The organism is Ulvibacterium sp. (genome assembly GCF_965228935.1).
Classification (GTDB): Bacteria; Bacteroidota; Bacteroidia; order Flavobacteriales; family Flavobacteriaceae; genus Ulvibacterium.
Window position 1 is genome coordinate 5,353,041 of sequence record NZ_OZ245846.1, and the last position, 22,769, is coordinate 5,375,809.

The following is a 22,769-nucleotide window of genomic DNA, read 5'->3' on the forward strand; positions in this document are numbered from 1 at the left end:
TGGTTTATGGTTTATGGTTTATGGTTTATGGTTTATGGTTTATGGTTTATGGTTTATGGTTTATGGTTTATGGTTTATGGTTTATGGTTTATGGTTTATGGTTTATGGTTTATGGTTTATGGTTTATGGTTTATGGTTTATGGTTTATGGTTTATGGTTTATGGTTTATGGTTTATGGTTTATGGTTTATGGTTTATGGAAAAAACAATTTTATTTTGTTGTATTCATTTTCGTAGCGTCCTTTTATCAACTATTTCCCTTCTACAGCCCAGGCTTTGTTCGGTTGGGAGCCCATAACAAAATCCAAAGTGCCTCCAGAAACGATTTCCTCATGCTTTACGTAGGTCCTGTTCAAAGGTTCCCCGTTCAGTTTCACAGACTGTACATATCTATTTTCATCGGATGTATTGGGTGCCGAAATAACAAAAGTCTTGTTGTTCGGTAATTTGATGGTCGATTTTTCAAACAATGGACTCCCAATTTCATATTCTAGGGAAGCAGGATTCATAGGGTAAATACCCATGGCACTCATCACATACCAGGCTGACATTTGCCCGCAATCCTCGTTCCCGCTCAGTCCATTCGGTTGGGTGGTATATTGCGAATTCAAAATCTCCCTTGACCAGTATTGGGTACGCCAAGGTTGGCCGGCCCTATTGAACATGTAAGCTATATGATGACTGGGTTCATTCCCGTGGGCATATTGCCCGATCAATCCTGAAATATCGGCTGAAATGTTATCTCCTTTCAATTCCGAACTTTCGGTAAAGAGTTGTTCTACCATTTTGGAAAAGGGCTCGTCTCCGCCATGCAATTCTATGAGTCCCTCAACATCATGCAATACATACCAACTATGTTGCCAGGCATTCCCTTCGGTATAATCCGTATCCTCAATATGGTTCGCTTCCTTGGGATCAAAGGGTTCATGAAACTTACGGCCATCCGAAGATTTGCCCCTTAGAAATCCCGAATTAGGGTCGTGAAAATTTTGATAGGCCCTGGAACGTTTATTGAAGTATTTATAATCCTGTTCCTTACCCATTTCCTTTGCCACTTGGCCCACACACCAATCGTTGTAGGCGAGCTCCAGACTTATGGAGACGGACTGATCCATAATGTCATAAGGTATATAGCCAAATTCCTTATACGGTTCCAATCCTCTTTCATTGCCCATCATGGTTTTTTTCATGGCCTCAAAGGCCTTCTCCGTATCGTAATCCCGAATGCCCTTTAGATAGGCTTCGGCAATAATGGAAACGGAATGATATCCGGGCATTGTACCTGTCTCGTTCCCGGAAAGCACCCAAACCGGCAAAACCCCGCTCTGGTCATAATAAGTCAACATAGATCGTACCATGGCATTTACAAGTTCAGGATCCAGTATACTCAAAAGTGGGGTTTCCGCCCTAAAGATATCCCAAAGGGAAAGTGTGGAATACATATGGAACCCTTCGGCTTTGGCAATGCTATCGTTTTGCATACGGAATTCACCATTGGAATCGCTGAATAGGGTCGGAGCAACCTGTGTATGATAGAGTGAAGTATAAAAGATGGTCTTTAACGAGTCTATCGGGGTCTCTATATCGATCATGTCGAGCACATCAATCCAGCTATTTTCCGTTTCGAGCCGTACCTCATCAAAACTTTGGGAACCATATGATCGTAGGTTCATCTTTGCATTTTCAATACTGACCGAAGAAACGGCCACCTTTAGCTCTACCGAGCCCGTTTCCGTATCAAAAAAGAATTGCGCACCAGTTTTTGTGCCCTTTACAGTATTGGAATTCTTTGGTATTTCCCCATCCGCTACCAAACTATTGGCCGTGATAGGGCTTGATGTCCCGATAGCAAAAAACACTTTTTGGTTTTTTGCCCAACCCGTACTAAAGCGATGGCCGGAAATCAAGGTGTCGTTTTCAACCGTTACGCCACTGCCTATAACCTTGTCCCAGTTGACCTCATAACCCAAATCAAGAACAAAGGAAGGATTTTTTCCTCCGTTTTTATACGTGTATCTGTGATACGCGATATAATCATTTGCAGTCAATTCTACATTGACTTCGGAATCCTCCAAAAATACCTGATAATAGCCAGGGGAAGCCTCCTCATTGGTATGCGAAAATTTGGAAGTATACGGTAACGTATCTCGGCCGGTTCCAAAAAGCGAAACATCTACGGTTCCCGTTGTGGGCATTAAGAGAACATCCGTTAAATCGCCGATACCCGTTCCGCTAAGATGTAATTGACCGAAACCGGAAATGATGGAGTCCGAAACGTGATAACCTGAGCACCAATCCCATCCCGTAATACCATTGTCGGGACTGGGTTGCACTCTTCCAAAAGGAGTTGTGGCTCCGGGATAGGTATGCCCGTGCCCTCCCGTACCGATAAATGGATCCACGTAAATAAGCTTGTTTTTTACCGCATCCTTTTCCTGTACTACTTCCCCTACACATGATGAAAGCAGTAATCCAAGCCATATGTAAAACAAAAAACCAAGTCTAGTCATCTTAAAAGTACTTTCAAAAAAAAACATATCTTAAACCTTTCAAACATTTGTACCATACCATTTTTTGAATGAATTTAGGGCTTAATTTCTTTTCGTCAATCTATAAATATTAACAATTTTTATTAGGGCATGAACAATTTTAGACCAATGACTATCCAAGTGTCCTTAACATCACTAAATCTTAATTCTAGAATATGTATTTCGTATGTATATGTATGTATATGTATGTAAATGACGAATTAAATAATTCCGCATTGGAAAAGTCCTTTAAAAATTATAAACCCAGCTACAAACATCATATCATTTTTTGGGTCATCTATTTTATGTTCAATACATTGCGGTGGGAAAGTATCCATAATGATTTTGCGTATTCGCTTCAAACCAATCTAATCGGTTTTCCCATACATATGACGCTGGCCTATTTCAACATATACTATTTAATGCCGAAGCTCGTGTATACCCGGCGTTATGTAAGCTATACCCTAGCCGTTCTGTTGTCATTATTTGTAATGTTGCTGGTAAAGTTCAATCTTACCTATTATCTCGTTGGACCAAACGTTATGCCGGAATCGGCTACTGTTGTGGATTCGATAACGCTTAACTACGCCATAGTCACCATGTTGGGCGAGCTTTATGTGGTTTCCTTTGTCACCGCAATTAAGGTCACTATCGATTGGTTGGGCGAAAAGCGAAAACTTCATGAGGTCGAAAAAAGACGTTTGACCACGGAGCTCCGGTTTTTACGTTCCCAAGTTTCGCCCCATTTCTTCTTTAACACCCTTAACAACATTTATTCCCTAACCTTGGAAAAATCCAACAAGGCTCCGGAAGTGGTACTTAAGCTTTCCGAGCTGATGCGCTATTTGCTATACGCTACCAAAAAACCCAAACAAGATCTTATCAAGGAAATAGATTGTATACAAAACTATATTGATTTGGAACGCATCCGTTTTGACGACTCGTTGGAGATAGACATTTCGATTTCGGGCCATATGGAAAACAAAAAAATAGCACCTATGTTGCTTATCCCCTTGATCGAAAACTGTTTTAAACATGGGGCCAATCAAAATATCGGTAAGATGTCCATCGAAATTGTCATTAAGGTAGAAGACGATTATCTATCCTTCCAGGTATCCAATACCATTCCAGAAAATGGAGGAAAAAACAAGATATCGGAGAGAAAAGGTGGGATTGGGCTTTCCAATGTAAAGAAACGATTAGAACTTGGATATGGCAAAGACGATTATGAACTTACTATCTTTGAAAAAGATAATAGGTTCAATGTTGATTTAAAATTGAAAGTATAATGCAGTTAAGAGCTATTGTCATCGACGATGAGCCTTTGGCCATCAATGTATTGAAAAATTATATCGGCCAAGTAAAGGAACTTGAACTCGTCGAAACCTTTTTAAATGCTATCGATGCATCCTCGTATTTACAGTCAAACGAGGTGGATATTGTTTTTTTGGACATTAATATGCCCATATTGGATGGATTTGATTTTCTGGCAAGTTTACAGACCAAACCGATGGTCGTAATCACCACGGCCCATGAGGAATATGCCCTAAAGAGTTTTGAGCTGGAGGCCATTGGTTATCTGGTAAAGCCCATACCTTTTCCAAGATTTCTAAAAACGGTCAACCGAATCATCGGTCTAAAAAAAACATTGAACAATCCCCTGAGGGATCAAGTGGAAAAACCTCATATTTTCGTAAAGGTAGATAAGAAAAAGCTACAAAAAATCTATTTGAACGAAATCAGTGTCGTTGAAAGTTTGAAGGACTACATCCGGATAAAGACCAATAGTGACAAGTATATTGTACACAAGACCTTAAGCAGTTTCACCGAGGAATTACCTTCCAATAATTTTATTAGGATACACCGATCTTTTACCGTGGCCATTGACAAGGTATCCGTAGTAGAAGGGAATAGCTTGGAAGTAGACGGAATACGATATACCATTGGCCGTAGTTATCTCAATGACGTAAAGAACCGTATTCTGAACAATTTCATTACCTAAAACAGGTTTGGAACGTTAGGGTCAAATCACAACAATAGAAGATTTCTTTGGAATTCAAAATTTCATTTCTCCTTAAGTATAAAGGATTGAACACGGCCATTGTTGTTCGATACCAAAATCAATCTTTCATTCTTGGCAAGAAGCGTACAAATATCCTTTGCGTCCCCCCTATTTACAAATCCTGTATCCTTTAAATCCCTTGCTTTAATATTTCCATCATCAAAGGATAGAACACTCCCGTAGGATGCATCATAGCGAACCGTTTCCACCTCGGAGTTATAATGATTGCCAACTACTAAAATCTCGTTGGTGCCATTTCCATCCATGTCAACAAATTCAAAATCCATTATTGGTGCTATCTGTACCTCGTTTGGAAGTTTGCGAATTTTAAACTGTCCATTGCCCAAATTCTCCAACAATATACTTTCCAATATTTTGGCCTCATAGTGCAAAGCGGTTTCTATGCTTTCCACGCCTAATATGTCCTGAATGGTAGCTTCGGCGAAAGAGGCATAGTCCTTGAATTTCTCTTTTATGAAAGGCATTTGTTGGGAGGTACATTCCTTTCCTCTGGATGGCACCAAAGCACCCTTATATTTATTGGACAATATGATATCATAGGTCCCCGATTTGTCAAAGTCATCACAAAACACATGGAATTCCTTTTTTTCATTGGCCTTAAACTTTGTGTTCAATCCAAGATTGCCGATAAAGTAATCCATATCACCATCATTATCTATATCGTTGGTGGCTATGCTAAACCAAAGACCTTCTGTTTTTTGCAACGATTTAATTTGTTTTTGCCGAAATATCCCTTCATTATTTTCCAGTAGGGTTATTGGCATCCATTCACCAACAACTATCAAGTCTTGATCTCCGTCCCCATCATAATCGGAAAAAGAGGCATCGGTAACCATTCCGATATCGGTCAAAGACGGTGCAACGCTTTTGGTCTTATCCACGAATTTTCCATTTTCATTAATCAACATATAAGATTTTGGAGAAAATGGGTATTTATCCGGTACAATTCTTCCGCCAACAAATACATCCAAATCTCCATCATTATCTATATCTGATACTTTAACGCATTGGCCGCTTGTATCCATCCTCGGTAAAATGTCCGGATCCTTTAGAAAGTTTCCCTTGCCATCATTATTATATATCCTATCCTGAAGGAAGTCGCTATTTGCTAAAAATTCACTACTGCCACTTACTACATATAGGTCTTGGTCCCCGTCCCCATCACAATCAAAGAATAACACTCCTAAATCCTCATAAGCCCAATCATTTTTCCATGTGTCGGAGTTTTGTCTTTCGAAACTTCCATCGAATTGTTGGATGTAGAGTTGCCCGGATTGTCCTGCGGCGCCACCAATAAAAAAGTCATCAAGTCCGTCACCGTTAACATCTGCCTTGTCCATAAAAGGCCCGTTTTGGGATTGACTATGTGGCAAAAGCACCTGATTCTTGTAATCATCAAAATATCTCTCCCTATGTTCAAAGGTTATACCTTTGGCACCTACGGGCAATGCTACTAGTGGTGGGTTAACCGGGCTTTTCACAAGCTCCTTTGCAGAAGCACCATCCTGATCTAAAAAAACAATCTGGTTTGCCTCAATATTTTGTAGTATGGAGACTTCCTGATTGGGCCATTCTACCATAATTTCGTCAATAATGGATGCAGTACCTACCCCAAAATGTACTATGTTCTGGACCGAGGACAAATATCCCCTACTCAAATATAGTTCTTGATACTGTTCGCTATCGTCTACCTTTATGTTTACTTTGGCACCTGTGGCAAGTCTATTTTTTTCATCGCCGATAAGGGTAATCTGAATGAAATTATTAATATCATTGTTCTCATAAATTTGAGCATGATCATTAATATTGTTTATGACCAAATCCAAATCCCCATCATTATCCAAATCTGCATATGATACCCCATTGGATTGTGTATGGGTATCCAAACCCCATGATTTTGTCACATTTTCAAAGGATAAATTGCCATTATTCTTGAAGCCATAATTACTAAGCCTTGTATTCGGCAATATTTCACCGACATCCTCAAAATCCACTATCTTTCCGGTACGCGCCATTTTATCCATTTGCCCCTTGAAATCCTGATCGTTCAAATCTTTCAAAATACCATTAGTAACGAAAACATCCTTTAATCCATCATTATCGAAATCCGCTATCAATGGTGCCCAACTCCAGTCTGTTTTTGACATACCCGTAAGCTGGGCAATTTCACTGAACATGCCGTTTCCCTGATTTAATTGAAAGGTATTTACCATATATTGGTGGTGATAATCCTGCTTCACCATGTATTCAAAATTCTTGGTATTCATAGTGGCCATGTTTCTTTTGCTACGGATATGATCTTCAGAGGCCATTTCCAATACCATTAAATCCGGATTCTTATCATTGTTGATATCGGCATAGTCCGAACCCATACTGTTAAAGGAAATATGGTTCATCCTTTTCAAAATCTCGTCGGTGAACGTTCCATCGCCTTGATTTACATAAAGTATATCGGGCTCCAAAAAATCATTGCACACATATACGTCCGGCCAATTGTCCCCGTTAAAATCCCCAATGGCCGCGCTTAATCCCCATGCTTTGTTCAACATTCCAGCAGTAGATGTAACATTTGTATAAAAACCATTATCATTTCTGTATAGCTGATCCGAAGTATACGGGGAAATTTCCTTCTGCAGGCCCTTGTTTATACTTGAAGTATTGTCAAAGTCAATACGGTGATTGACCAGATACATGTCCAAATCGCCATCTCTGTCATAGTCAAAAAAATAGGATTGTGTGGAATACCCGTTATCATTTAGGCCCCATTGTTTTGCGACCTCTTCAAACGTACCATCCCCTTTATTGCGATACAACAAATTTTCCCTTGAGGAGGGGGACTCCAGGCCCGACTTACAGACATACAGATCCAACCAGCCATCATTGTCCACATCAAATACAGAGACCCCATTGGTCCAACCCAAAGAATCCAGCACCCCGGCCTTATGGGCCATATCCTTAAATTTAAACTCTCCCTGGTTTATATATAGCGCATTGGATTCCTGATTTGCAGTAAAATAGATATCCACTAAACCATCATTATTAAAATCTGCTGTGGCTACCCCTCCCCCGTTGTATATATAGACATAATTAAAAAGGTTTATTTCAGGTGATTCCCTAATGGTATTTTTGAAATCGACCGAACTATGGGAACGGGGTACCAAGGAAAACTGTTGTTCCTTATCTGTTGTCTTGAATCCGATAATCTCCGAACTATATCCCGAATCCGAATTACAATTCCAGAGCAACAACAATACCCCAATTATACTCGATACTCCTATATTTTTCAAAATAAAAGCTTTTACCTAAAAAACGGACAATCCGTTACTTCCCCGATCCGGAACCTCCATCACTGGAATCTTGTTGTACTATTTGTACCTTGGAGCCCTCAGAAACCGAAGTCCCTATTATGTAAAACTATGTATTCATATATCGCAACCAAAAGTGCTGAGGTTTCTAGATTACTACTCAAACCACATGTCTAGTGATTTCATGAAAAAACCGGAATAGTAATCCCGGCTTTTTCGACAACTAACAAAACTCAATATACAGGTACTTATTCTTTTTTGGCCCACCATAGTGGCGTAAATACCGTATCAGGGCCCTCTAATTCACCAACGGCCTGCGCGTATTGATTTGGTAAATTATTAGCAAATTCGGTAGGATATCGTAACCTTTGCGGGAATACCCCAACACTATTCTCGTTAACGTTCGCAGGCGTCAGCTGTGGCATATCGGGTATGGGGTTTTCCACTGCGGGATTCTCAAAGAAGGGTAAGCCCAACCTTCTATGATCACTCCAGGTCTCCAAAGGCAACCAAGGTGTCTGCGCTATGAACTTTTGCGTAATAATCTTAGTTAACCAATCATTTTTAACGCTACCGCCTTCATAAATGTTATTTACAGGATAGGTATAGTTAAAGGTTCCCGGAGTACCTGTATATCCGTCAATATAGGACATAGTTATACTTGCTGGAGGTTCCTGCGTATGGTTCCAACTTACGGAAGTGCCTACGCGACTATAGTCTTCGGATGCCAAATAGGCCCCCAAGTGTTCGGATACATTGTTATAGGCGAAACTATCGGCAATACCTTGCTCGTATGCAGCTTGGGCGGCCATCGGTACGTTCCATCCTTTCAATGCAGCTTCAGCAATTAAAAAGTAGGACTCCCAAGAACCATAAAAAACACGTTCCGCACCACTGTCCCTAAAAATGTTGGATAAACGGGGCAATGTCCCAGTAAACCGGAGTCTATTCTTAGAACCCTTTTCACCCCATTCCCCGATAACCGGGGCATTCCAGGTAAAGGCTGCCTCTATTTCCTGCAAGGTCTCCCCATCGTCATCCAACAACTCCCTCATGGTCTCCGTAGAATTCCCATTCCAACTGGGAAATCTATTGAAGTCCGGATCGTCTACATCCCCAGGGATTTTGAACAGATTATACATCCTGGGATCTATAGTGTTATGCAAGCCATCAAACCAGAAACCGGCGGAGGGATCATTGGTCAAGCTCGTAAAGTGATCGTCAAATCTCAATCCCATGTAATCCGCTGGCTTTATAAATCCATGCTTGTCATCGGACAGCAGATCAGTAGACGGTATACCTCCCAAACCTATCATTAGATTATTTTGGGTAGCAGAAAGATATTGATTGTTCCACTCCCGGGTCATTACTCCGGTATAGTCGTTCCAACCCGCTGCTTCCTGTACCTTGAAATTATCATCTACGGCTGCGATGTATCCTCCACTTACGGCATCTTCAAATTCTTGCTGCGCCTTTGCTGGGTCTACTTCCGATAATCGCATGGCCAAACGCATACGCAAAGAATTGGCATATTTCACCCAATTTTCGTAATTGTAGCCATAAGCGGGATCCAATTTATCCAAGTTGTTGGGATTCACCACATCCAAGTCCAAAGCCGCAGTTGCCTCCCTAAGCTCTGCCAAAATAAAGTAATAGACGTCCTTGACATTGTTGTATTCCGGATTAACCCCCTGAAAACCATTTATGGGAATGGGTCCGAAATTATCCGAAAATTCACTCATCAGGTATGCTCTCCAAATTCGGGCAACTTGTAACAAGTTATTGGTATACTCCCTGATGTCATCATTGGCAATTTTTTCCTCGGCCACGGAAATGCCGTTAGTAATATTCCGTATCCATGTTGAAATATAGTCCCTATAATAATCCCCTGTCCAACTATCACTGGTGAAACCAACAGGCAAGGTTCCTATACGATCCATTCGCCCTGCGGCCTTCCAATACAGTACAAAAACCCGTTCCGCAATATGGGGATTCTGTTGGGCACCTCCAATTGAAGCATTGATAAAATATTCTACTTGTACCTGATCCACAGTGGCCGCTTGGGGATCCTCGTTGATTTCCTCAAAATCCGAACACGAAAACGTGAACAATAGGACGCTCAAAAGCAGTCCTGTTCTTTTAAATACTCTTTCTTTTTTCATATTACACAAATTTAATTTTTTAAAAACTTAAAGATATATTAAAAAATAGGGAACGTACAGTCGGGGGGGATAGATTTTCGAAACCCGTAGCATTAGTTCCAGCCGCGAAAACGGATTCCGGATCTATCCCGTTCAAATGATGGGTGATCATCCAAACGTTATTGGCCGTTAATCCAAGTTTGGCACCTTGCAGACCTGTACCTTTTAACAATTTGGGGTTAAACACATAGTTTAAGGTCACATTACGCAAACGTACATGCGTGGCATCATACATAAAAGCCTCTCCTATACCCAGGTTTCCAGATCTATTAGCAAGAGCGGTATAATAAAGTTGTGGACTTACACCAACCGTATTTTCCACAAAGTTTCCAGTACCGTCGTCCACTACCGCATCCACTACGATATCCTCCCGTTGCCCATTTACTACCGTAGCCGCGGCATTTCCCGATCGCTGTAAAAATCTGTTCCCATTGGAAAAGATATCGCCCCCCAAGCTGGCATCAATCAAAAAACCAAGGGACCAATTTTTATAGGCAAAGGTATTGCTCCATCCAATCAAGGCATCCGGTTGCTGATCTCCCAAGAAAAAAGTCTCATTGTCCGCTGCTTGCAAGGGAAGACCGTCCCCATCTACCACTAATCTACCAAAATTGGGATCAGTTTCATCCTCTACCCTTCTAAATCGGGTACCCCATATCTCGCCATAACTGCCACCCGCAACAGCACGAACTGATAAATTGTCAAAATTTCCCAAAGTAAATTGGTTTACATCGTCCGTAAGTTCAACTACGGTATTTACGTTCCGGGCAAAATTAACATTGGTATTCCATGAAAAACCGTCTGGATTTTCAAAGATGGAGGCGTTGAACGCGATTTCAAAACCTTCGTTCTGTACGTCCCCGGCATTTACCCTACGCTGGTTAAAGCCACTGAAGGGATCTATAGGAATTGCCAGCAACTGGTTGGTAGCGTTTGTCTTGTAGTAAGACATGTCCAAAACGATTCTGTTATTGAAAAATCGGGTCTCCAAACCTACCTCGGTCGATTTAATCAACTCGTTGACCAAGTCGGGATTATTCTGGATATTATTTGTACCTGCTGTGGTATTTCCATTGACATCCTGACCAATAGTAAATATGTTTTGAAGTTCAAAAGGATCCAAATCATTTCCCACTTCCGCATACGAAGCCCGTATCTTCCCGAAGCTGAACCATTTGGAATTGGAGTTCAACAACTCGCTAAAGACAAAAGAGGTATTTACCGAAGGATAAAAGAAAGATCGGTTATCCGAGCTCAAGGTAGAGGTCCAATCGTTACGTCCGGTTAAATCCACAAAGAGAATACCGTCATAATCCAACCCTATGGATCCAAAAAGCGAATTTATTTTTCTTTCAGCAAATTCCTGCCTTACCGTAGCCGGATTTATACCATTGTTAATGGTAAAGAGATTGGGTACCTCCAATTCCCCGGCATTGGCAAACAGCCCCTCTGATCGTTGCTGCATTAAATTACCCCCGGCAGTAAAGGATAAGCCGAGTTTTCCGAGGATATCACTTTTGGATCCGGTAACCAATAGCATATAGTTCTCTTCTATAAAGGTATCTTTGCCCAGACTGTACCTACCATTAGGAGAAAGCGGACTTCCCGCAAATTGCCGGCTCTCTGTATTATTGGTAAATAAATCAGCTCCTCCCTTGAGCTCCGCAGTAATCCAATCGTTTATCTTATATTTTAGGGAACCGTTCAATAAAAAACGGTCACGACTATCCTCGTTTATGTTAAAATCTGCCGCCCACCAAGGGTTGACCGAATTGGACGGTAAAAACCAAATCATATTGCCAAACTCATCTACGCTGGGATCTCTAAAATCCAATAAGTTTACCGTTCTTGGCAAAGCGATAACCTCCCTTGACACGTTTCTAATATTCTCCCCTCCTATGGGCCTATTTAAGGCACTTGCCCTATTATATTGAATTTTTATATCCGTAGTCCATCGTTCCTTAGGTCCATAATTGGTGACCGCCCTTGTAGTAAAGTTAAGCCTTTCAAAGTTGGCATTGGGGATAACCCCTTCATCTTCCAAATAATTCAATGAGGCGTAAAGGGAGGTTCCATTGGTAAGCTGTTGCTGGAAAGACAGGCCGTAGTTTTGGCTAAAACCTCCGTTATAATAACTCCCCAAGTTATCCCGGGGTACAAAGGGCACCATGTCCCCTTTCCAATCCTCTACAAGTTGTCCATCCGCTCTTGGCCCCCAACTTTGGGTATCTTCATCATCATAGATTCCTTCATTTCCCTGCCCAAAGGAATTCTGAAGCTCGGGATTCAAAAAAACATTTTGAAAACCCACGGTGCTGGAAAAAGTAATCCCCAACCCCTTCCGAGCAGTTCCGGTCTTAGTGGTTATTAAAATGACCCCATTACCTGCCCTGTTTCCATAGAGAGCGGCGGCAGAAGCTCCTTTTAATACTGTCATGGACTCAATATCATCCGGGTTAATATCTCCCAGACCATTACCTAAATCCGCCGATGGGTTAAAAAAGCCATTTTCATCAGCCCCAGTAAAGTTATTTATCGGGATACCATCTACCACAATAAGGGGTTGGTTGTCGCCCGTGAGGGAATTGTTACCCCTTAGCACTATTCGCGAGGAACTGGCCGGACCGTTACTACCCCGGATGACCTGCATTCCGGACACCTTTCCGGAAAAGGCATTCACCAGGTTGGTTTCCCTGGCCTCCAGGAGGTCCGTCCCCGCAATTTCCTGCACGGCATAACCAACGGCCTTTTTTTCCTTTTTGATACCCAGGGCCGTCACCACAACTTCCCCCAACATCTCGGTATCCGTATCCATGGCAACATTAATGGTCGTTTGATCCCCAACCACGATCTCCTTGGTCTCAAAACCAATGAAGGTAAACACCAAGGTCGCGGAAGAACTAGAAACCTCTATGGTGTAATTTCCATCAAAATCCGCCGAGGTTCCATTGGTCGTACCCTTTTCCACCACGTTTACACCGGGAAGAGGCACACCAAAGTCATCTGTCACGGTTCCCGTAATTGTTTGTCCCATTACTGCATTGACCAAAAGTAGGGTAATAAACAGCAAGACATACTGAAGTTTTTGAATCATGTTAGTTTAATTTTAAGTTAGGCGTTCAAAAAAAATGTTAGCAAAAACAAAATTTAACATTGCCTTATGAATGGAAAAAAAATTTCGACTAACAACGATGCTGAAAAGCTAAAGGACATAATTCACGAAAACGTTTGAGGTTGAACAGCCCAAAAGCGATTTAAAAACAAAAAAACCTTTGAATAAAAGGCTTTCCAGAGTTTTTGCACGAGGTTTAAATCCTATGGTGAATACATCCAATTTCCAAGAACTTATGGTAGATTTGAATAGACTTTTGAAGAAACTGAGTCTTTACTCTTTAAAGAATCCTTAAAAACTGGGATTTCAGATACTAAAGCCATCATAAAATAGAGTTGGGTATCCTAAAAACCGTAAAGGTTTTCATAAAACATTATTAAATAAGTAAATCTTGGTTTCGGATGTTCCGGTTAGCAGTACTACCTTTATAGTTCTCAAAATGCTTTGTAACGAAGATTACACAATGCGGAAAGGCAACTAACTATATTTGATAAAAAGTGAATTGTTATGGATTTTTTACTAAAACCCTGGCCTTGGTACGTTTCGGGTCCATTGATCGCCCTAGTACTCCTAATTTTGGTCTATTTCGGAAAGACTTTTGGTATGTCTTCCAACCTAAGGACTTTATGTAGCATAGGCGGTGCCGGAAAGTATTCGGACTTTTTTCGGTTTGATTGGAAGGCCCATCGGTGGAACCTGATTGTGGTTTTGGGTGCAATTATCGGGGGATTTATTGCCGTAACCTTCCTATCCGATGATTCAACAATCGCCCTTAATCCGGAAACCGTTACAGATTTGCGTGAATTAGGTTTTTATAAAGCCGGCGAATCCCTATTACCTGCTGAGATTTATAATTGGGAGCATGTCCTTAGCCTTAAGGGTTTGGCCATCTTGATCATTGCCGGTTTTTTAGTGGGTTTTGGCACCCGCTATGCCAATGGGTGTACTTCGGGTCATGCTATTACTGGATTAAGCAATCTTCAATTGCCTTCACTTATTGCGGTGGTGGGATTTTTTATAGGCGGACTTGTGATGACACACCTACTGTTACCCCTAATCTTTGGAATATGAAGCTTTTGAAATTCTTGTTTGTGGGCATTTTTTTCGGTATTGTCCTTGTAAAGTCAGAGGCCGTGTCCTGGTACCGGATTTTTGAGATGTTCAAATTTCAATCCTTCCATATGTACGGCATCATAGGCTCGGCAGTATTTTTGGGAGTTCTGTTTCTGGGGTTGGTAAAAAAATTGAAGCTTAAAAGCATTGATGGCGATACCATCCATTTAGTTCCCAAGGACAGGGGTATTGTACGTTACATACTCGGTGGGAGCATTTTCGGTTTAGGCTGGGCCTTGGGCGGTGCCTGTCCAGGGCCCATGTACATCCTTTTGGGAACCGGGGTATTTAGTATGCTTATTGTTATTGCCGCCGCTGTTCTCGGTACCTTTGTATATGGGGTATTGAAGGATAAACTACCCCATTGAATCTAATGGCCCCGACCTTACACTATTTCTGCGCTCAATCCCGCCTGGAGCAGCCTACTGCATCTTGGCTTCAAATCATTGTATTCACCTGTTTTCACCGTACACTTTCCATTGTAGTGCACAATCAGTGAACATTGTTCCGCCTGTACGGGAGAGTGGTCGCAAACTTCGATCAAGGTCTCGATGACGTGTTCAAAAGTGTTCACGTCATCGTTAAAGAGGATTATCTCATTGGGCTGTATTGTTTCCTCTTCTAAAAGGAGCTCTTCGGATATTTTTTCTTTAGTGCTCATTACAAGGTTTTTAACCATATACTTAAAGATATTCTAAAATACATATTTTACGGCAACCCAATTATTTTTTTCAATATTTTTTTCAAATTTCAAACTTACATCGGTGCATTTTGCGGAAATCACAATAATATCCTTAGAATAAAATCCACTTAAGAAAAGTGAACCATCTTGTTTCAGACAATTTGCATAGATCGATATGTCATTCAACAAAATATTCCTATTGATATTGGCCAAAATAATGTCATACTTCTTGTGATGCGGAATCGTGGAGGAGTCACCCTGCAAAACCTGAATTTGATGGCAATCGTTCCGCTCCACATTTTCCAAGGCATTCAAATAGCACCAATGATCAATATCGATAGCATCAATATCCACCGCCCCTTTCATTTCGGCCAATATGGCCAAGACTCCTGTCCCGGTCCCCATATCCAACACGGATTTTCCTTCGAAGTTATCCTCCAGGATATATCGTAACATCATATGGGTGGTCTCATGGTGGCCCGTTCCGAAACTCATTTTCGGTTCAATAACGATATCGAACTTTGAGCTAGACTTTTTGTGAAAAGGTGCCCTTACTGTGCATAAATCATCAACCTGAATTGGATTAAAATTCCTTTCCCAAGTGACGTTCCAGTTCTGCTGTTCTATTTCCTTTGATTCATAGGAGATTTCAAAGTCTGGGTTACCAAGAATAAGGACAGAGTCCAGAATATCTTCTTTCCAATCCTCTTTTTGCAGGTAGGCCTGGACACCTTCCGGCGTTTCCACAAAACTTTCAAAACCTAGTTCGCCCAGTTCCGCTATCAAAATTTCGGATGCGGGTTGCAAGGGATGAATCCTAAAGGTATACTCTATGTAAATGGCATTGGGCACTATCTTAGTTTTGGCAAAGCGAAGTTTTCCGGAAACCTATTCCAGACCTATCTCCAATAAGGCAAACCAATTAAAAGCTGGTATTCACTAACCTATCCGGATTTAAATTGCTTTGACTATGGTCAAAAAATCGTCGGCGACCAACGAAGCTCCACCAATGAGTCCACCATCCACATCCGGTTTGGAGAAAATTTCCTGGGCATTGTTGGGTTTTACACTTCCACCATACAATATGGATACCTCATCAGCAATGGAGCTGCTGTAGGCTTCTGCTATCGTTTTTCGAATAAAGGCATGCATTTCCTGTGCCTGTTCGGGTGAAGCGGTTTCTCCTGTACCTATAGCCCAAACAGGTTCATAGGCCAGGACAATACTGCTCCATGCACTATCTTCCAAGGAGAAAAGGGCGTTCTTCAACTGCCCTTCCACAACCGTGAAATGATTTCCGGCCCTGCGCTCATCCAATTCCTCCCCAAAGCAGAACATCACCCGCATTCCCTTCTCCAATGCCTTGGTCACTTTCTTTGCGAGAAGCTCATCGGTCTCGCCAAAATAGGCCCTTCTTTCGGAATGTCCCAAAATAACCGTATCCACCCCGATGTTAAGAAGCATATCCGCCGAAATCTCCCCGGTATAGGCCCCGCTCTCCTCAAAATGCATATTCTGGGCCATTACTTGTATTTTGGAAGAATCCAAAACCTGGACGGAACGGGACAAATTCACAAAGGTAGGGGCGACCATGACCTCTGCTTGCGTATCCGGTAATTTAGCGGAAAGCTCGGCAAGCAGTTTTTCCGTTTCCTCCAAATTCTTGTTCATCTTCCAATTCCCTGCGACTATTTTACTTCTCATTTTTGTTGTGCTTATTGATTAAACATCAGTTCATCTAAATCGTTATAATGTACTTTCTGTAAAATGGTTCCTTTTTCCAAAACCAAGACCCCGGGATTGGAACGTACTATGGTCTTAAGGGTAGTCTCATCCGTAAAATAAAAATCAAAGCCCAATCCAAAGTCCCCCGTCAATTGTTCCGTTTGCACTTCATTTGAAGCCGACATTCCAATTACCTTATACCCCTTATTCAAGGCCTCGTCCGTTATTTTCTTGATTTCGGAATAGGCCTCTCTTTCCGTTTTTCTAAGGTCATAGGCAATTACCATTACCAATTTTTGCTCTTGTAAAAGCGAAGCTGCAAAATCCTCACCTTCCTGTTCAATCGTAAAATCGTGAATAGGAGGTTCATATCCTTTTTGGATTTCCGTCGTCTCCACATCCAAAAACTCACCATCAACGGACGGGTATTCCCCATGGGTCACGATTATCTGTTCCTCTTCGCCCACTTTAAATCGCCAGGCGTATTCAAAGATCGCCTTGGGGGCATCATCCGGAACAAGCATGCCCTGTTCAATATTCGCCCCAATCTTATAGGGTCTAAAATCGATTACCGGTAAATGTTTAAGTACGTGATTCGCGTAGAGAATACAAAGTACCAATGCCAGGAGGGTCAGTATCCGCTTTGTATTGGAACCGAAAATTGAGCCTATGTACTTCTGCCCAATAAACAGTACTATAATCAACGCCAACAATATTACATCCTTTAGGAAGGATTCCCAAGGGGTTAGTTTAATGGCATCGCCAAAGCATCCGCAATCCGTTACCTTGTTGAAATAGGCCGAATAAAACGTAAGGAAGGTAAAGAAAACAATCATAAGCAAAAGGCTCCATACCGTGAACTTTACACGAAAACCCACCAAGAGCATCACCCCCAACAATACCTCGAATATGACCACGAAAATGGAGATAGCCAATGCATAGGGCTCCAAAAAGGGGAGGTTCAACACCCCTTGGCTAAAATATTCCTCAAGTTTAAAGGAGAAACCGACAGGGTCGTTCAACTTTATAAACCCACTGATAATAAATAAAACCCCAACAAATATTCTGCTAAAACCTACAAGGTATTTCATTCCGTAATTTCAGATTTGGTGCTTGCGTTCAAATGAATAAGTGCGAATACGGCATAATTGACCATATCCTGATAATTGGCATCTATCCCTTCGCTTACCAAAGTTTTCCCCTTGTTGTCCTCGATCTGTTTTACCCGCAATAGCTTTTGTAGAATCAGATCGGTCAATGAGCTTACGCGCATGTCCCGCCAGGCTTCGCCATAGTCGTGATTTTTGTTTTCCATGAGCGATTTGGTTTCGGCCACATGCCTATCATAAAGGGCCAAAGCTTCCGGTCCTCCCAAATCCGGATCATTAGCGATTCCTTTTTCCAACTGAATCAGGGCCATGATGGCATAGTTGATAATCCCTATAAACTCAGATCGCTCGTCCTCATCCACTCTCCGTACTTCATTTTCCTGAAGACTCCGGATACGCTGTGCCTTTATAAAAATCTGATCGGTAAGGGAAGGAAGTCGAAGGATTCGCCATGCACTGCCATAATCTTTCATCTTTTTTTGGAACAAATCCCGACAAATTTTAATTACGGCGTCATATTGCTCGGAAGTGTGCTGCATCTATTTCTCTGGTAATTTGCGTAAATTTCGCTTAAAAATTTGGAATCGTCAAAGTTCGCGTTCTAAACTTATTCGACAAAAATGAATCTCGGACATCAACCCAATTCGTATGACAATTAATTGCAAGGGAAAGCTCATTGATTTGAGTACGCCCAAGGTGATGGGTATTCTTAATGTTACGCCGGATTCTTTTTTTGATGGGGGAAAGTACAGGGATGAAAAAACCATAGTTTCCCAGGTGGAAAAGATGTTGAACGAGGGTGCGACCTTTATTGATGTGGGCGCTCAAAGTTCCCGTCCTGGGGCAGAGCTGATCTCTGAGAAAGAAGAACTGGAACGCATCCTACCGATTGTTGAATTGCTAATTGATGAATTTCCCGAAATTGTCCTATCCATAGATACTTTTAGGAGCAAGGTGGCGGCAAAATGCATTGAAGCCGGGGCATGCTTAATCAATGATATTTCTGCCGGAAATCTGGACCACGCCATGCTACCCACGGTAGCCCAATTAAAGGTGCCTATCATTTTGATGCATATGAGAGGGGAGCCCAGAACCATGCAACAACAAACAGGTTATGACAATTTGGTCAATGACATCCTAAAGTACTTTTCGGAGCGGATAGCCAAAGCCCGTTCGCTTGGAATACATGATATTATTATTGATCCGGGTTTTGGTTTTTCCAAGACCTTGGAACAGAATTATGAATTATTGAAAAGATTGGACCTTCTAAGGAATCCTGGACTTCCCCTTCTTGCTGGGCTAAGCAGAAAGTCCATGATATACAAGACGTTGGAATTGGATGCGAAAGATGCGTTGAACGGGACCACTGCCCTAAACATGTACGCCCTTCAAAAGGGAGTCTCCATCTTAAGGGTGCATGACGTAAGGGAAGCTTTGGAATGCATAAAACTTTCAACGGCCCTAGCATAAAAAGTCCGACTTCCTTGTTCATCTATTTTTCCTAATTTTACAAAAACTGCCACTCATTTGGATTTTCTGAATTTTATCGACTTTAAGATAACCGATATCCTGGACATTGTTTTGGTAGCTGTTCTCCTCTACTACATATACAAATTGGTCCGTGGCTCCGTAGCCATAAATATTTTTATAGGAATTGTTATCGTTTGGGCCTTCTGGAAGCTTACGGAACTTTTGGGAATGGAAATGATCAGTAGTATGGTAGGGGCGTTTATGCAGGTGGGACTCATTGCCTTGATTATAGTTTTTCAGCAGGAAATCCGAAAATTCCTCTTAATGATCGGATCTACGAATTTGGCCAATAAACGTAATTTTATAAGACACTTCAAGTTTTTAAGACGAGAGGGATTGTCCTCCAGTATTGATGTAGATTCCATTTTAGGTGCCTGTGAAAAAATGGCCGCTACCAAAACAGGAGCCATTATTGTTATTGGCCGAAATAACTCCCTCGATTTTGTAAAATCTTCCGGTGACCCCATGTACATTGAGGTAAACCAGCCTATTTTGGAAAGTATTTTTTATAAGAACAGCCCCTTGCATGATGGCGCCACGGTCATCGAAAACAATAATATTGTAGCTACAAGGGTCATCCTACCGGTTTCCAATGAGAGGAACATTCCGTTGCGTTTTGGGTTGCGGCATCGCGCTGCAGTGGGTATTACCGAAAAGACGGATGCTTTGGCCTTGGTGGTTAGTGAAGAGACCGGAATGATCTCCTATATAAAAAATGGGGAATTTGTAAATTTTGATGATTTAACACAATTGGCCACAATGCTAAAAGATGATATTATTTAACTAGGCCACTTCCTCAGCCAAGAACTGGGCTTCATAAAGTTTACTGTAATATCCGCCTTTTTCAAGCAGCCCTTTATGTGTTCCGGTCTCCACTATTTTTCCGGCATCCATGACCAAAATCTTATCAGCTTTTTTTACGGTAGCCAAACGGTGGGCTATAATAATGGAAGTACGGCCCTCGGTAATCTTTTCGGTGGCCTGCTGTATCAATTGTTCGGAATAGGTATCTACCGAAGAGGTGGCTTCGTCCAGGATAAGTATGCTCGGGTTGCTCACATAAGCCCTGAGGAATGCTATCAATTGCCGCTGACCACTGGAAAGCATGGTACCCCGTTCCTTAACGTTATAGCTATATCCTCCCGGCAAACTACTGATAAACTCATGTACTCCAATTTTCTTGGCCGCCTGTTCAATGGTTTCAACGGATATTGAGGCATCCTTTAAGGAAATATTATTGGCGATGGTATCCGCAAAAAGAAAGACATCCTGCAGCACCACGGCAATATGAGATCGCAAAGAAGCCAATTGAAAATCCTTGATGTCCGTTCCATCCACCAAAATAGCTCCTGAATTGATTTCATAGAAGCGGTTCAACAAATTGATAATGGTAGATTTTCCGGCTCCGGTGGCCCCTACAATGGCTATGGTCTCCCCTGCCTTAACATCAAAGGAAATACCGTGCAGTACCTCCTCATCTTCCAAATAACCAAACCTTACCTCTGAAAACCGGATATCACCACGCACATCTTCCTTTACAATAGCCCCTACATCTTGAATATGGCTTCGGGTATCCAAAATTCCAAACACCCGATTTGCGGCCACCATGCCCATTTGAAGGGTATTGAATTTATCCGCTATTTGGCGAAGCGGCCTAAAGAGCATATCAATAAGTAGGATAAAAGCGAAAATGGTACCAAACTCATTTGTTCCGATATTGGCCACATTTAACAATCCCCCATACCAGACGATAAGACCTACGGCAATGGAAGAAACAATCTCGGCAATCGGGAAAAAAATAGAATTGTACCAAACCGTCTTTAGCCAAGCATCCTGATGTTTTTTGTTGATTTCCCGGAACTTGTTGCCTTCAATCTCCTCACGGGTAAACAGCTGTACTATCTTCATTCCGGTAATGCGTTCCTGTACAAAGGAATTGAGATTGGCCACTTCGGCTCTGACTTCTGTAAAGGCCACTTTCATTGCTTTTTGAAAAAGACGGGTAGCATATAGGATTATTGGAAGTAAGACAAAAACAATTAGGGCCAGTTTCCAATTGATGACCAACATCACCACGGCAGCCACGAACATTTTCAATAAATCCGCTACGATCATAAAGAAACCTTGACTAAAAATTTCTCCTATACGCTGCATATCCGCCACGGCCCGGGTCACTAAAACCCCGATCGAGGAATTGTCGAAATATTTCATCCGGAAGCCCAACATATGTTGGAATAGATTAATACGCACATCCTTGATGACGGATTCCCCCAACCAATTGGCGTAGTAACTGAAGCTAAGTTGACTTATCACCTGCCCCAGTAGGACCCCGAGCATAAGCCAAGTGAGGAACCATAAATAGCCTGCATCACTTTTCTTGATCGCTTCATTGATAATTTCCTGTAACAAAATAGGAGTGGCCACGGCAAAGGCAGACAATAGTATGGCGGCCAGGGCAACCCCGTAAAAGGTAATCCTATAAGGCCGTGTGTGGGCCATTAACCGTTTAAAAAGGCGAACATCAAACGCTTTTCCCGAATCTTGGTTCATGGATGTTTACAATCGTATTTGGATAGCCAATGGTGGTCAAATATAACCCTTTTGCAGGGACGGAAGGCCCTGCTTTTTGTCGATCTCCACTTTTTAGGATAGTATTAACATCATCTATCGTCCAACGCTCCATACCTACTTCCAACAGCGTTCCTACTATGGCCCGTACCATATTCCGTAAAAAACGGTTGGCGGTTATGGTAAATACCAATTTGTCGTTTTTCTTCTGCCAGTAGGCTTCCTTGATGGTACACAAATAGGTCTTTACATCCGTATTAGATTTGGAAAAACATTCAAAATCGCGATACTCCAACAAGAGGTTGGCAGCTTCGTTCATCAATCCAATGGCCAAAGGATGTCTCACATGGTACGCCGAATCCATATAAAACGGGTTCTTTTCCTGGACGACCCAATAGGCATACGTGCGGGATAGCGCATCAAAACGGGCATGGGCATCCGATGGTACTTCAAAGATTTGCTGTACGGCAATATCATCTGGTAAATAGGCATTCAATCGATGTGTCAATTGCGAAGCGCTAGCGAGAGGTTCCGCATCAAAATGGGCGAACATTTGTTGGGCATGTACACCCGTATCCGTACGTCCGGCACCCACCAGTTCAACGGGATATCTTAGGATTGTGGAAAAAGCCTCTTCCATAACCTGTTGCACGGTAAGGGCATTAGGTTGGCTTTGCCAACCGTGATACGCTTTTCCAAAGTATGAGAATTGAACGAAATATCTCAAAGGGATATGCTAGTTTTGTGATGGTAAATATAAAGGTTATTGAAGGATACTTAAGTCTGGTCCGAATTACCCGATTATCCTAAAATC

At 41.9% G+C, this 22,769-nt stretch carries 17 protein-coding genes; 6 read left to right on the forward strand and 11 right to left on the reverse strand.

From position 1 onward, the window contains the following. Positions 1 to 250 precede the first annotated feature (250 nt). On the reverse strand, positions 251 to 2,509 hold the full coding sequence (locus tag ACO06Y_RS22625; protein WP_422081333.1) for a GH92 family glycosyl hydrolase: 2,259 nt from the start codon (positions 2,507 to 2,509) through the stop codon (positions 251 to 253). 194 nt (positions 2,510 to 2,703) lie between these two features. Between ACO06Y_RS22625 and ACO06Y_RS22630 the strand changes: the two genes are divergently transcribed. After that, on the forward strand, positions 2,704 to 3,816 hold the full coding sequence (locus ACO06Y_RS22630) for a sensor histidine kinase (protein WP_422081334.1): 1,113 nt from the start codon (positions 2,704 to 2,706) through the stop codon (positions 3,814 to 3,816). Next, a complete protein-coding gene (locus tag ACO06Y_RS22635; protein WP_422081335.1) occupies positions 3,816 to 4,529 on the forward strand; it encodes a LytR/AlgR family response regulator transcription factor in 714 nt (237 codons plus the stop codon). Before ACO06Y_RS22630 ends, ACO06Y_RS22635 begins: the two co-directional genes overlap by 1 nt. A 62-nt stretch (positions 4,530 to 4,591) precedes the next feature. On the opposite strand, the gene ACO06Y_RS22640 is transcribed toward ACO06Y_RS22635, so the two are convergent. The 3 genes from ACO06Y_RS22640 to ACO06Y_RS22650 form a co-directional block, all read right to left on the reverse strand. After that, positions 4,592 to 7,897, reverse strand: a complete 3,306-nt coding sequence (locus ACO06Y_RS22640) for a VCBS repeat-containing protein (protein ID WP_422081336.1) — start codon at positions 7,895 to 7,897, stop codon at positions 4,592 to 4,594. 266 nt (positions 7,898 to 8,163) lie between these two features. Continuing rightward, positions 8,164 to 10,077: a SusD/RagB family nutrient-binding outer membrane lipoprotein gene (locus ACO06Y_RS22645; protein WP_422081337.1), complete on the reverse strand. Its 1,914-nt coding sequence runs from the start codon at positions 10,075 to 10,077 to the stop codon at positions 8,164 to 8,166. A 19-nt stretch (positions 10,078 to 10,096) separates the two neighbouring features. After that, the gene (locus ACO06Y_RS22650; protein WP_422081338.1) at positions 10,097 to 13,210 is read right to left on the reverse strand and encodes a SusC/RagA family TonB-linked outer membrane protein; all 3,114 of its coding nucleotides are present in this window, start codon (positions 13,208 to 13,210) and stop codon (positions 10,097 to 10,099) included. A gap of 525 nt (positions 13,211 to 13,735) precedes the next feature. Here ACO06Y_RS22650 and ACO06Y_RS22655 point away from each other — a divergent pair. Continuing rightward, complete coding sequence (locus ACO06Y_RS22655) at positions 13,736 to 14,299, forward strand: YeeE/YedE thiosulfate transporter family protein (protein ID WP_422081339.1); 564 nt, start codon at positions 13,736 to 13,738, stop codon at positions 14,297 to 14,299. Continuing rightward, positions 14,296 to 14,709, forward strand: coding sequence for a DUF6691 family protein (locus ACO06Y_RS22660; protein ID WP_422081341.1), 414 nt, complete (start codon positions 14,296 to 14,298; stop codon positions 14,707 to 14,709). Before ACO06Y_RS22655 ends, ACO06Y_RS22660 begins: the two co-directional genes overlap by 4 nt. 17 nt (positions 14,710 to 14,726) lie before the next feature. Here ACO06Y_RS22660 and ACO06Y_RS22665 read toward each other — a convergent pair whose 3' ends face one another. The 5 genes from ACO06Y_RS22665 to ACO06Y_RS22685 form a co-directional block, all read right to left on the reverse strand. Beyond that, positions 14,727 to 15,002: an ATP-dependent Clp protease adaptor ClpS gene (locus ACO06Y_RS22665; protein ID WP_422081342.1), complete on the reverse strand. Its 276-nt coding sequence runs from the start codon at positions 15,000 to 15,002 to the stop codon at positions 14,727 to 14,729. Between the two features lie 33 nt (positions 15,003 to 15,035). Beyond that, positions 15,036 to 15,875 carry a 50S ribosomal protein L11 methyltransferase gene (prmA, locus tag ACO06Y_RS22670; RefSeq protein WP_422081343.1) on the reverse strand — a complete coding sequence of 280 codons (840 nt, stop codon included), beginning with the start codon at positions 15,873 to 15,875 and terminating at the stop codon, positions 15,036 to 15,038. A gap of 102 nt (positions 15,876 to 15,977) precedes the next feature. After that, positions 15,978 to 16,727 carry a triose-phosphate isomerase gene (gene tpiA, locus ACO06Y_RS22675; protein ID WP_422081344.1) on the reverse strand — a complete coding sequence of 250 codons (750 nt, stop codon included), beginning with the start codon at positions 16,725 to 16,727 and terminating at the stop codon, positions 15,978 to 15,980. Positions 16,728 to 16,738: 11 nt separating this feature from the next. Then, positions 16,739 to 17,839 (reverse strand): BT_3928 family protein, encoded by a 1,101-nt coding sequence (locus tag ACO06Y_RS22680; RefSeq protein ID WP_422081345.1) that lies wholly within the window; start codon positions 17,837 to 17,839, stop codon positions 16,739 to 16,741. Next, positions 17,836 to 18,396 carry a DUF1599 domain-containing protein gene (locus ACO06Y_RS22685; RefSeq protein WP_422081346.1) on the reverse strand — a complete coding sequence of 187 codons (561 nt, stop codon included), beginning with the start codon at positions 18,394 to 18,396 and terminating at the stop codon, positions 17,836 to 17,838. The genes ACO06Y_RS22680 and ACO06Y_RS22685 overlap by 4 nt, the downstream gene beginning before the upstream one ends. 109 nt (positions 18,397 to 18,505) lie before the next feature. Here ACO06Y_RS22685 and folP point away from each other — a divergent pair, with 109 nt between their 5' ends. Then, on the forward strand, positions 18,506 to 19,327 hold the full coding sequence (folP, locus tag ACO06Y_RS22690; RefSeq protein ID WP_422081347.1) for a dihydropteroate synthase: 822 nt from the start codon (positions 18,506 to 18,508) through the stop codon (positions 19,325 to 19,327). A gap of 57 nt (positions 19,328 to 19,384) precedes the next feature. Beyond that, entirely contained in the window at positions 19,385 to 20,170 is a 786-nt protein-coding gene (locus ACO06Y_RS22695) for a diadenylate cyclase (RefSeq protein WP_422081348.1), read from the forward strand. On the opposite strand, the gene ACO06Y_RS22700 is transcribed toward ACO06Y_RS22695, so the two are convergent. Continuing rightward, positions 20,171 to 21,937 carry an ABC transporter ATP-binding protein gene (locus ACO06Y_RS22700; protein WP_422081349.1) on the reverse strand — a complete coding sequence of 589 codons (1,767 nt, stop codon included), beginning with the start codon at positions 21,935 to 21,937 and terminating at the stop codon, positions 20,171 to 20,173. Beyond that, positions 21,909 to 22,682 (reverse strand): tRNA pseudouridine(38-40) synthase TruA, encoded by a 774-nt coding sequence (gene truA / locus ACO06Y_RS22705; RefSeq protein WP_422081350.1) that lies wholly within the window; start codon positions 22,680 to 22,682, stop codon positions 21,909 to 21,911. The genes ACO06Y_RS22700 and truA overlap by 29 nt, the downstream gene beginning before the upstream one ends. Positions 22,683 to 22,769 lie beyond the last annotated feature (87 nt).

What these genes read in the sequence shown, in the direction of transcription:
- ACO06Y_RS22625 (WP_422081333.1), bottom strand. Translation starts at nt 2,509, where the DNA reads ATGACTAGACTTGGTTTTTTGTTTTACATATGGCTTGGATTACTGCTT.
- ACO06Y_RS22630 (WP_422081334.1), top strand. Translation starts at nt 2,704, where the DNA reads ATGTATTTCGTATGTATATGTATGTATATGTATGTAAATGACGAATTA.
- ACO06Y_RS22635 (WP_422081335.1), top strand. Translation starts at nt 3,816, where the DNA reads ATGCAGTTAAGAGCTATTGTCATCGACGATGAGCCTTTGGCCATCAAT.
- ACO06Y_RS22645 (WP_422081337.1), bottom strand. Translation starts at nt 10,077, where the DNA reads ATGAAAAAAGAAAGAGTATTTAAAAGAACAGGACTGCTTTTGAGCGTC.
- ACO06Y_RS22650 (WP_422081338.1), bottom strand. Translation starts at nt 13,210, where the DNA reads ATGATTCAAAAACTTCAGTATGTCTTGCTGTTTATTACCCTACTTTTG.
- ACO06Y_RS22655 (WP_422081339.1), top strand. Translation starts at nt 13,736, where the DNA reads ATGGATTTTTTACTAAAACCCTGGCCTTGGTACGTTTCGGGTCCATTG.
- ACO06Y_RS22660 (WP_422081341.1), top strand. Translation starts at nt 14,296, where the DNA reads ATGAAGCTTTTGAAATTCTTGTTTGTGGGCATTTTTTTCGGTATTGTC.
- ACO06Y_RS22665 (WP_422081342.1), bottom strand. Translation starts at nt 15,002, where the DNA reads ATGAGCACTAAAGAAAAAATATCCGAAGAGCTCCTTTTAGAAGAGGAA.
- tpiA (WP_422081344.1), bottom strand. Translation starts at nt 16,727, where the DNA reads ATGAGAAGTAAAATAGTCGCAGGGAATTGGAAGATGAACAAGAATTTG.
- ACO06Y_RS22680 (WP_422081345.1), bottom strand. Translation starts at nt 17,839, where the DNA reads ATGAAATACCTTGTAGGTTTTAGCAGAATATTTGTTGGGGTTTTATTT.
- ACO06Y_RS22685 (WP_422081346.1), bottom strand. Translation starts at nt 18,396, where the DNA reads ATGCAGCACACTTCCGAGCAATATGACGCCGTAATTAAAATTTGTCGG.
- folP (WP_422081347.1), top strand. Translation starts at nt 18,506, where the DNA reads ATGACAATTAATTGCAAGGGAAAGCTCATTGATTTGAGTACGCCCAAG.
- ACO06Y_RS22700 (WP_422081349.1), bottom strand. Translation starts at nt 21,937, where the DNA reads ATGAACCAAGATTCGGGAAAAGCGTTTGATGTTCGCCTTTTTAAACGG.